Annotated in this window: 3 protein-coding genes; 2 read left to right on the top strand and 1 reads right to left on the bottom strand. The window is 62.8% G+C overall.

Annotated features, from left to right (window positions below; all coding sequences use genetic code 11):
- On the bottom strand, window positions 1-3,307 hold a 3,307-nt coding region (locus tag ACZYR5_RS07745; RefSeq protein ID WP_489107615.1), incomplete at its 3' end, for an Ig-like domain-containing protein.
- A gap of 913 nt (window positions 3,308-4,220) precedes the next feature.
- Between ACZYR5_RS07745 and wecB the strand changes: the two genes are divergently transcribed.
- On the top strand, window positions 4,221-5,384 hold the full coding sequence (gene wecB, locus ACZYR5_RS07740; protein WP_489089092.1) for a non-hydrolyzing UDP-N-acetylglucosamine 2-epimerase: 1,164 nt from the start codon (window positions 4,221-4,223) through the stop codon (window positions 5,382-5,384).
- A gap of 409 nt (window positions 5,385-5,793) precedes the next feature.
- Window positions 5,794-7,950 carry a hypothetical protein gene (locus ACZYR5_RS07735; protein WP_489095159.1) on the top strand — a complete coding sequence of 719 codons (2,157 nt, stop codon included), beginning with the start codon at window positions 5,794-5,796 and terminating at the stop codon, window positions 7,948-7,950.
- Window positions 7,951-7,952 lie beyond the last annotated feature (2 nt).

Raw genomic sequence — 7,952 nt, 5'->3', positions numbered from 1 at the left:
CGTCGGCGTCGGCGTCGGCGTCGGCATCAGCATCAGCGTCGGCATCCGCGTCAGCATCGGCATCGGCATCCGCATCGGCGTCCGCATCCGCGTCGGCATCGGCATCCGCATCCGCGTCGGCATCGGCATCGGCATCCGCATCCGCATCCGCATCCGCATCAGCATCGGCATCCGCGTCAGCATCGGCGTCGGCGTCGGCGTCGGCGTCGGCATCGGCATCGGCATCCGCATCCGCATCCGCATCCGCATCGGCGTCGGCATCGGCATCGGCATCGGCATCGGCATCCGCGTCAGCGTCGGCATCCGCATCCGCATCCGCATCCGCATCCGCATCCGCATCCGCATCCGCATCAGCATCAGCATCAGCATCAGCATCAGCATCAGCATCCGCATCGGCGTCCGCATCAGCATCAGCATCAGCATCAGCATCAGCATCAGCATCAGCATCAGCATCAGCATCAGCGTCAGCGTCAGCGTCCGCATCGGCGTCCGCATCCGCATCCGCATCCGCATCCGCATCCGCATCCGCATCCGCATCCGCATCCGCATCCGCATCCGCATCCGCATCAGCATCGGCATCGGCATCGGCATCGGCATCGGCGTCCGCATCCGCATCCGCATCCGCATCCGCGTCAGCATCAGCATCAGCATCAGCATCAGCATCCGCATCAGCGTCAGCATCGGCGTCAGCGTCCGCATCAGCGTCGGCATCAGCATCCGCGTCGGCATCGGCGTCGGCGTCGGCGTCGGCATCAGCATCCGCATCAGCATCAGCATCAGCATCAGCATCAGCATCAGCATCAGCATCAGCATCAGCATCAGCATCAGCATCAGCATCAGCATCCGCATCCGCATCCGCATCCGCATCCGCATCCGCATCAGCATCCGCATCAGCATCCGCATCCGCATCCGCATCAGCATCCGCATCCGCATCCGCATCCGCATCCGCGTCGGCGTCGGCATCGGCATCGGCGTCCGCATCGGCATCCGCATCCGCATCGGCATCCGCGTCAGCATCGGCATCGGCATCGGCATCGGCATCGGCATCGGCATCCGCGTCAGCGTCGGCGTCGGCGTCGGCGTCGGCGTCGGCGTCGGCGTCAGCATCGGCATCGGCATCGGCATCCGCATCCGCATCGGCGTCGGCGTCGGCGTCGGCATCGGCGTCGGCGTCGGCGTCGGCGTCCGCATCAGCGTCGGCGTCAGCATCCGCATCGGCGTCGGCGTCGGCGTCGGCATCAGCATCAGCATCAGCATCAGCATCAGCATCAGCATCAGCATCAGCATCAGCATCAGCGTCGGCGTCGGCGTCGGCGTCCGCATCCGCATCCGCATCAGCATCCGCATCCGCATCAGCGTCAGCATCGGCGTCGGCATCGGCATCGGCATCGGCGTCGGCGTCGGCGTCGGCGTCGGCATCAGCGTCCGCATCCGCATCAGCATCAGCATCAGCATCAGCATCAGCGTCAGCGTCAGCGTCAGCGTCAGCGTCAGCGTCAGCGTCAGCATCGGCGTCAGCGTCCGCGTCCGCATCAGCATCCGTATCATCGATATCCGGCGCAGTGACTTCGCCCGGGGCGGAGACGTTGTTGGCGGTGTCGGTGAGGGTGACGGTCAGGATTTCGCCGTTGACCTGGGGAGTGGTCAGGACGACTTCGAAATTGCCATCGGTGCCGACGGTGCCGGTGCCAATGACGTTACCGTCAGCATCCTTGATGGTGACGGTGGTGTTGGGTTCGCCCTTGCCGGTGACGGTGGTGCCATCGGCACTGACCACCAGGTCTGTCGGCGCGTCGGGCGGGGTGAGGTCACGGCCATCGACGATGTTCGGTGCATTGACGTTGCCAGGCGGGGAGATGTTGCCTGCCGCGTCGGTCAGGGTCGTGGTCAGGGCCTCGGCGTGGGTCAGTGGCGCAATCAGGGTGACCTGGAAAGTGCCGTCGGCCCCCACCGTGCCGGTGCCCACGACATCACCACCGGCATTCTTGATGGTGACGGTGGTATTGGGTTCACCTTTACCGCTGACGGTGGCGCCATCGGCACTGACGGTCAAGTCGGTCGGGGCGGCCGGCGCCGTGGTGTCACCCGCGTTGAAATCAGCCGGCAGCGACACGTTGCCCGCGGCATCGGTCAAGGTGGCCGTGAGGGGTTCGCCGTTGGTTTGCGGGGTGGTCAGGGTGACCTGGAAGGTGCCGTCGGCGCCCACCGTGCCGGTGCCGATCACGTTGCCGTTGGCATCCTTGATGGTCACCGTGGTGTTGGGTTCGCCTTTGCCGCTGGCCGTGCTGCCATCGGCACTGACACTCAAGTCAGTCGGAGCGGCCGGGGCGGTGGTGTCGCCGGCGTCGACGCTGGCCGGCGCCGACACGTTGCCCGCGGCATCGGTCAGGGTGGCGGTCAGGGTTTCGCCGTTGGTTTGCGGGGTGGTCAGGGTGACCTGGAACGTACCGTCGGCACCCACTGTGCCGGTGCCGATCACGTTGCCGTTGGCATCCTTGATGGTCACCGTGGTGTTGGGTTCGCCTTTGCCGGTGACGGTGGTGCCATCGGCACTGACCGCCAGATCAGTCGGCGCAGCCGGGGCGGTGGTATCGCCGGCGGTCACCTCGCCTGGTGCAGACACGTTGCCCGATGGGTCGGTGAGGGTCACCGAGACGGTCTCGCCGTTGGTTTGCGCAGTGGTCAGCGCGACCTGGAAGTTGCCGTCCGAGCCCACGGTGCCGACGCCAATCACTCGGCCGCTGGCATCCTTGACGGTTACGGTCGTGCCTGGCTCGCCACGGCCACTGAGTACCGTGCCGGTTGGATTGAACGCCAGATCGGTGGGTGCGTCCGGTGGAGTGGTGTCGGCACCACTGCCGCCGCCACCGCCACTGCCGCCATGCCCACCGAAGAAGATCGCTGCCGCACCGCCCACACCCAACAGGGTCAACCCCCACGCCAGCCAGTCCGGCGTGGTATTGCCGGCTGCGGTGGCGGCCATCAGGTCTTCGACAGAGCCGATTTCGCTCCAACTGAAGCCTGAGTACGGGCTGGAGTAACTGCCCAGCAGCAGGGTTCCGTCGCTGTCTTCCAGCACCAGCTGGTTGGCCGCACCATCACTGTCGACCACAAAGAAGTTCTGGACAGTGATCGTGCCGCCATTTTTGAGCGTGATAACCAGGTTCTTGCCCGACTGTTGCATCGACTGGATGCTGCCGGGATTTATAGGCACTTTTACAACACTGGTTCCGGTCAGGGCGACGTTACCGAACGCTTGTTCGGTGGCCGCCCCCGTCGCCTTGTCGACTATTACAATATTCTTCATCGCACACCTGTTTTTGTATCAGCTAGTCGAACCCGATAACAAAAGCGAGTCGAACGCGTCCGCAGCCCCTTAAACGGAGGCTGAACATTCGAATCAGCGAAAGTTATATAAAAGGTTTAATCCAGAAGTTGTAATCAACCCACGCCCGAGCGCTCATTGCAGGTCAGGTATTGCACCTGGCCAACACTCGATGAGTTGAACGTGCACAAGAGAGCCGCAACGTCAGCCTGCAGCGTTGTCAAACTCGGTTGCCAGCGCTTGCGGAGGGGGTTGATCACCGTAGACGCTCCCTGTCTTTTGCCCCGTGGATTGGGGATTGGCATCCTGTCGCCAGACCTGTCGAACACGCCTGGTCAAGGTGCAAAAAGTAAGCGTAAGACCGTCGCGGCAGAACATTCCCACCTCACTAACTACGGCTCGCTTGAAGGGATACTAGCGAGCATATAGTTGGCGTCAAAGAAAAATGTTTAATCCGTTAATAACCGCACTAACGCCACGGAAAAACGGATTAAACACAAGTGATTACTCCGTTTAAATAAAAAACAACCGGATGTTAATTTCATTATCATAAAATGCTAATCAAGCGACTGGAGATGTTCGATTAGTGATCAAAACATGCCAAAAGTATTAAGTAATTAGGCCTTGTTACAATTTGTAATAATTATTTTGAAGCCGAGTAGAAAATCCTGACGAGGAGCCACCTGCACGATCGTTTCTTGCGCCTCTCAAAAATATTTTCTGGCAACCGGGAACGAAAACCACCCGCCACCAGACAACAGTACGATGACCAAGCGGCGCCTTCAGGGAGCGCTGACATACCTGTTTCAACAGGTCTACTATCATCCGACCCCTACCCTGGGGGCATCGAAATGGATAACACGCGGGGCCATCCCCTGCCAGGAGTCGTAGAACCATGAAAGTACTGTCGCTGTTCGGTACTCGCCCGGAAGGTATCAAGATGGCACCGCTGGTCCACGGCCTGGCCGAGGCCGAAGGCATTCAAAGCATTGTTTGCACCACTGGCCAGCACCGGCACATGCTCGACCAGGTGCTGCAGTTGTTCGATATTCAGGCGCACCACGACCTCGACGTCATGGTCCCCGGACAAACCCTCAACGGCCTGTTTGCACGGCTGATGACCCGGGTCGATGCCCTGCTCGAAGAGGTCAACCCCGATTGCGTGCTGGTGCATGGCGACACGTCGACCGCGACCGCCTGCAGCCTGGCGGCGTTTCATCGGCGCATTCCGATCGGTCACGTCGAGGCGGGCCTGCGCACTGGCGACCTGACCCAGCCGTTTCCCGAGGAAATGAATCGGCGGGTAGTCGATGTGATGGGCAAATGGCTGTTCGCCCCGACCGCGACCTCCCGCGACAACCTGCTCAAGGAAAACCTCGAAGGGCGCATCTATGTCACCGGCAACACGGTGATCGATGCGCTGGACCTGACCCTGCGCAAGTTCGACCACAATCCGCAGATGGACGCCGACCTGGCGGCCCGCTACGACTGGGTGGACCCGTCACAACGCCTGGTGCTGGTGACCGGCCACCGTCGCGAGAACTTCGGCGATGGCTTCAAACAGATCTGCACGGCGCTGGCAACAATCGCCCAGCGCGACGACGTGCAGGTCGTTTACCCGGTGCACTTGAACCCGCAGGTGCGGGACGTGGTGATGGCCACTCTGTCGGGCTTGCCCAACATCCACCTGATCGAGCCGCTGGATTACCTGGATTTCGTCTGGTTCATGCGCCGCGCCTACCTGATTCTCACCGACTCCGGCGGCGTCCAGGAAGAAGCACCGCACCTGGGTAAACCGGTGCTGGTGATGCGCGACACCACTGAACGTCCGGAGGCCGTGAGCGCCGGAACCGTGACACTGGTGGGGACTCGCAGCGAGCGCATTGTCAACGCCGTGCAGGGTTTCCTGGATGACGCCGAGCACTATCAGCGGGTCGCGCGCAGCGTCAATCCGTATGGCGATGGACACGCCACCGGCCGCATCATTTCGGCCCTGACAGGCCGGCCGTTTACCGAATTCGGGCCACCGCAGTCGGCAGATCACACAACCTTCGTCTAAACTAACAAGTCAAAATAACGTCACGCCAAACCAAAGGCGTGCATAAGAAAAGAAAACTCATCAAAATATTGACACATGGCATTGCAGCACTACACAGTGTGCGTGCCAATGCGGGGATGGATCCAATGCAGCCAGATGGAAAACCGATGGTCATTGCCCCTCCTGCACTGCCACTTATTGTTCGAGCTCATGTCAGCCCGCTATCGAGGTATGTGCGCCAGCCGGTGTCCCGGCTGAGGACCGCCACTGAGCCCGTGAACATTGCCTGTCGCCTGCGCCAGCGCCCACGCCAGATTGCCGTGGGCCCGCGCAGGGCAGTCGTGACCTCTCACTTACAAGATGCGGCCGATAACCACGCATGAATACTCTCTCGAATCGTAAGCAGTGCCTCACCCTCCTCAAACAGGTTGTGCTTGTCGCACCCTTCGCTGCGCCGCTGTTGGCCATGGCCTCGCCCGGCAGCGACGCGATCCGTACCCTGGCGCAGGACGACTGGGTACAACGCAGCGTGTCATTGGCCGATATGGGCATCACCAATCCGGTGGTGCTGCAAGAAACCGACAACCACCAATCGTTCTTCCTGCCGGTGCCCAAGGGCGTCGCGCTGGATGCTGCCTCGATCAACATCCTCGGCAACTTCATCAAGGGTGAAGAAGCCGCTGCCGCACTGCGCCTGTCCGTCGACAGCCGGCCGCTGTACGCCCAGCGTGTCACCGAACGCGAGGGCGACCTGGCCCGCGTGCTGCCGGTAGAAGCCCGTCGGCACGAGTCCGGTTTTGTCGATTTCACCGTCGACTGGAGCTCCCCCAGCGGCCAGACCCTGTGCGAACCGACACGCCAGAGCAGCAACATCCTGACGCTGTCCCCGGACACCGCGCTGACCTACCGCTACTCGATGCAGGGCCTGCAGACCCTGGCCGATGCCTGGAGCACCCTGCCCGGCAAACCGGTGATCCTGATTGCCGCCGGCAAGCTTGAACAACCAAGTTTCGACAGCGCCTGGCGCCTGGGCGTGGCGCTGGAACGCAACGCCAAGCGGGCACAGGTTCGGGCGTTCCCGTCCGTGGGCGAAACCGTTGCGGTCGATGGGCTGAAAATCCCCACCGCGCTGACCTCGGTCGCCCCCTTCTCGGCCCTCGCCGGCAAGATCCAGCACAAAGTGGCCAGCGCCGCCGAACTGGGTGCGTTGCTGGTGCTCGACGCGAGCGCGACCCGCGCCGACCTGGCGATTGCCGACACCGCGCTGGTCGGCCAGATCAACGCCGCGCTGGATGCCCTGCAAGATCAACTGAAGAACGATGAAGATGCGGTCAAGGCCGTGCAGGAGTGGCGCAGCCGTCACGCCAGCGCTGCGCAGAAAGTCCCGGGCAACCAGCAGATCCAGCTGGTCAGCCTCGGTCACCAGGCGGTGATTGCCGTGGCTGCCGATGCCGGCGCCAAGGCCGCCGGCGTATTCGATTCGCACTGGCGCAATGTGCTGGTCTCCTCCGAAGCGACCATCAGCCAGGCCGGCGAGAGCGGCGATGCCACTGAGCGTGAGTTGCGCGTGAGCACACTGGGTGGTTCGTCCACCGCCTTCGACGTGGTGACCCGCGGTGAGTGGAACGCGGTCTTTCCGCTGAGCGCCGTCGCCGTCCAGGGCCGCATGCCTGGTGAACTGGTACTGGATGTCGCCGCTGCACCGGGCGCATCGAGCACCCAGCCAGTGGCCTCGGTGCTGTGGAACGGCATCCTGCTCAACGCCAAGCAACTGGCCGCCGACGGTCAGCCCGAGCGCCTCACAGCCCGCGTTCCCGGCTATGCACTGGGCGTCACCAACAACCTGCAGGTGCGTTTCCAGCGCCAGCCGGTCTCGCCGAACTGTGCGGAAATTCCCCAGGGTTATCCGGTCAACGTCCTGCCGACCAGCTATCTGCGCTCCTCCGATGCCGAGCCGGATGGCACCTTCGTCGGCCTGCTGCCGCTGCTCGCCGGCAACGCCCAGGTCATTGTGCCGAAAACCGCATTGGATACACCGGCCGCCAACCTGCGCCAGATCATTCGCCTGGCTGCCGCCGCCTCGGTGTCGCCGGTCAATGCCGAGCTGACCCTGGCCGACAGCACTCAGCTGTTCAAGCCGACCAAGCCATTCCTGTCGCTGGACGTGCCGGTCGACGGCGCCAAGCCACTGATCGACGTCAAGGACCTGCAGCGCCTGCGCGCCGGTGGCGACAACAAGCGCCTGCTCGACCTGACCGGACCGCAGCCGTTGAGCGCCGCCTCGGTGGTCGACTCGAACAACCAGCACGGTGTGATCTGGTATGCCCTGGGTAACCAGGTGCTGACCCCGCGCGCGCCGTTCGTGTTCAACCAGGGCAATGCCGTGGTCCTGGGCGAGGAAGGACCGCTGACCTGGGTCGATACCTCCAACCCGCAATTGAGCCAGGCGATGGGCCTGGGCGAGACGCCGTTCCACCAGTGGCGCAAGTACCTGGCGTGGGTGTTGCCACTGTTTGCGGGCTCACTGTTGGTGCTGCTGGTACTGGGTGTTCTGGCCCGTCGCCAGAAAAAGAAACAAGGCTTGTAACG

The sequence above is a fragment of the Pseudomonas sp. F007 genome (genome assembly GCF_057814275.1).
The sequence above is the reverse complement of the archived record's forward strand: the minus strand, read 5'-3'. Positions and strand labels throughout refer to the sequence as shown.

What these genes read in the sequence shown, in the direction of transcription:
- wecB (WP_489089092.1), top strand. Translation starts at nt 4,221, where the DNA reads ATGAAAGTACTGTCGCTGTTCGGTACTCGCCCGGAAGGTATCAAGATG.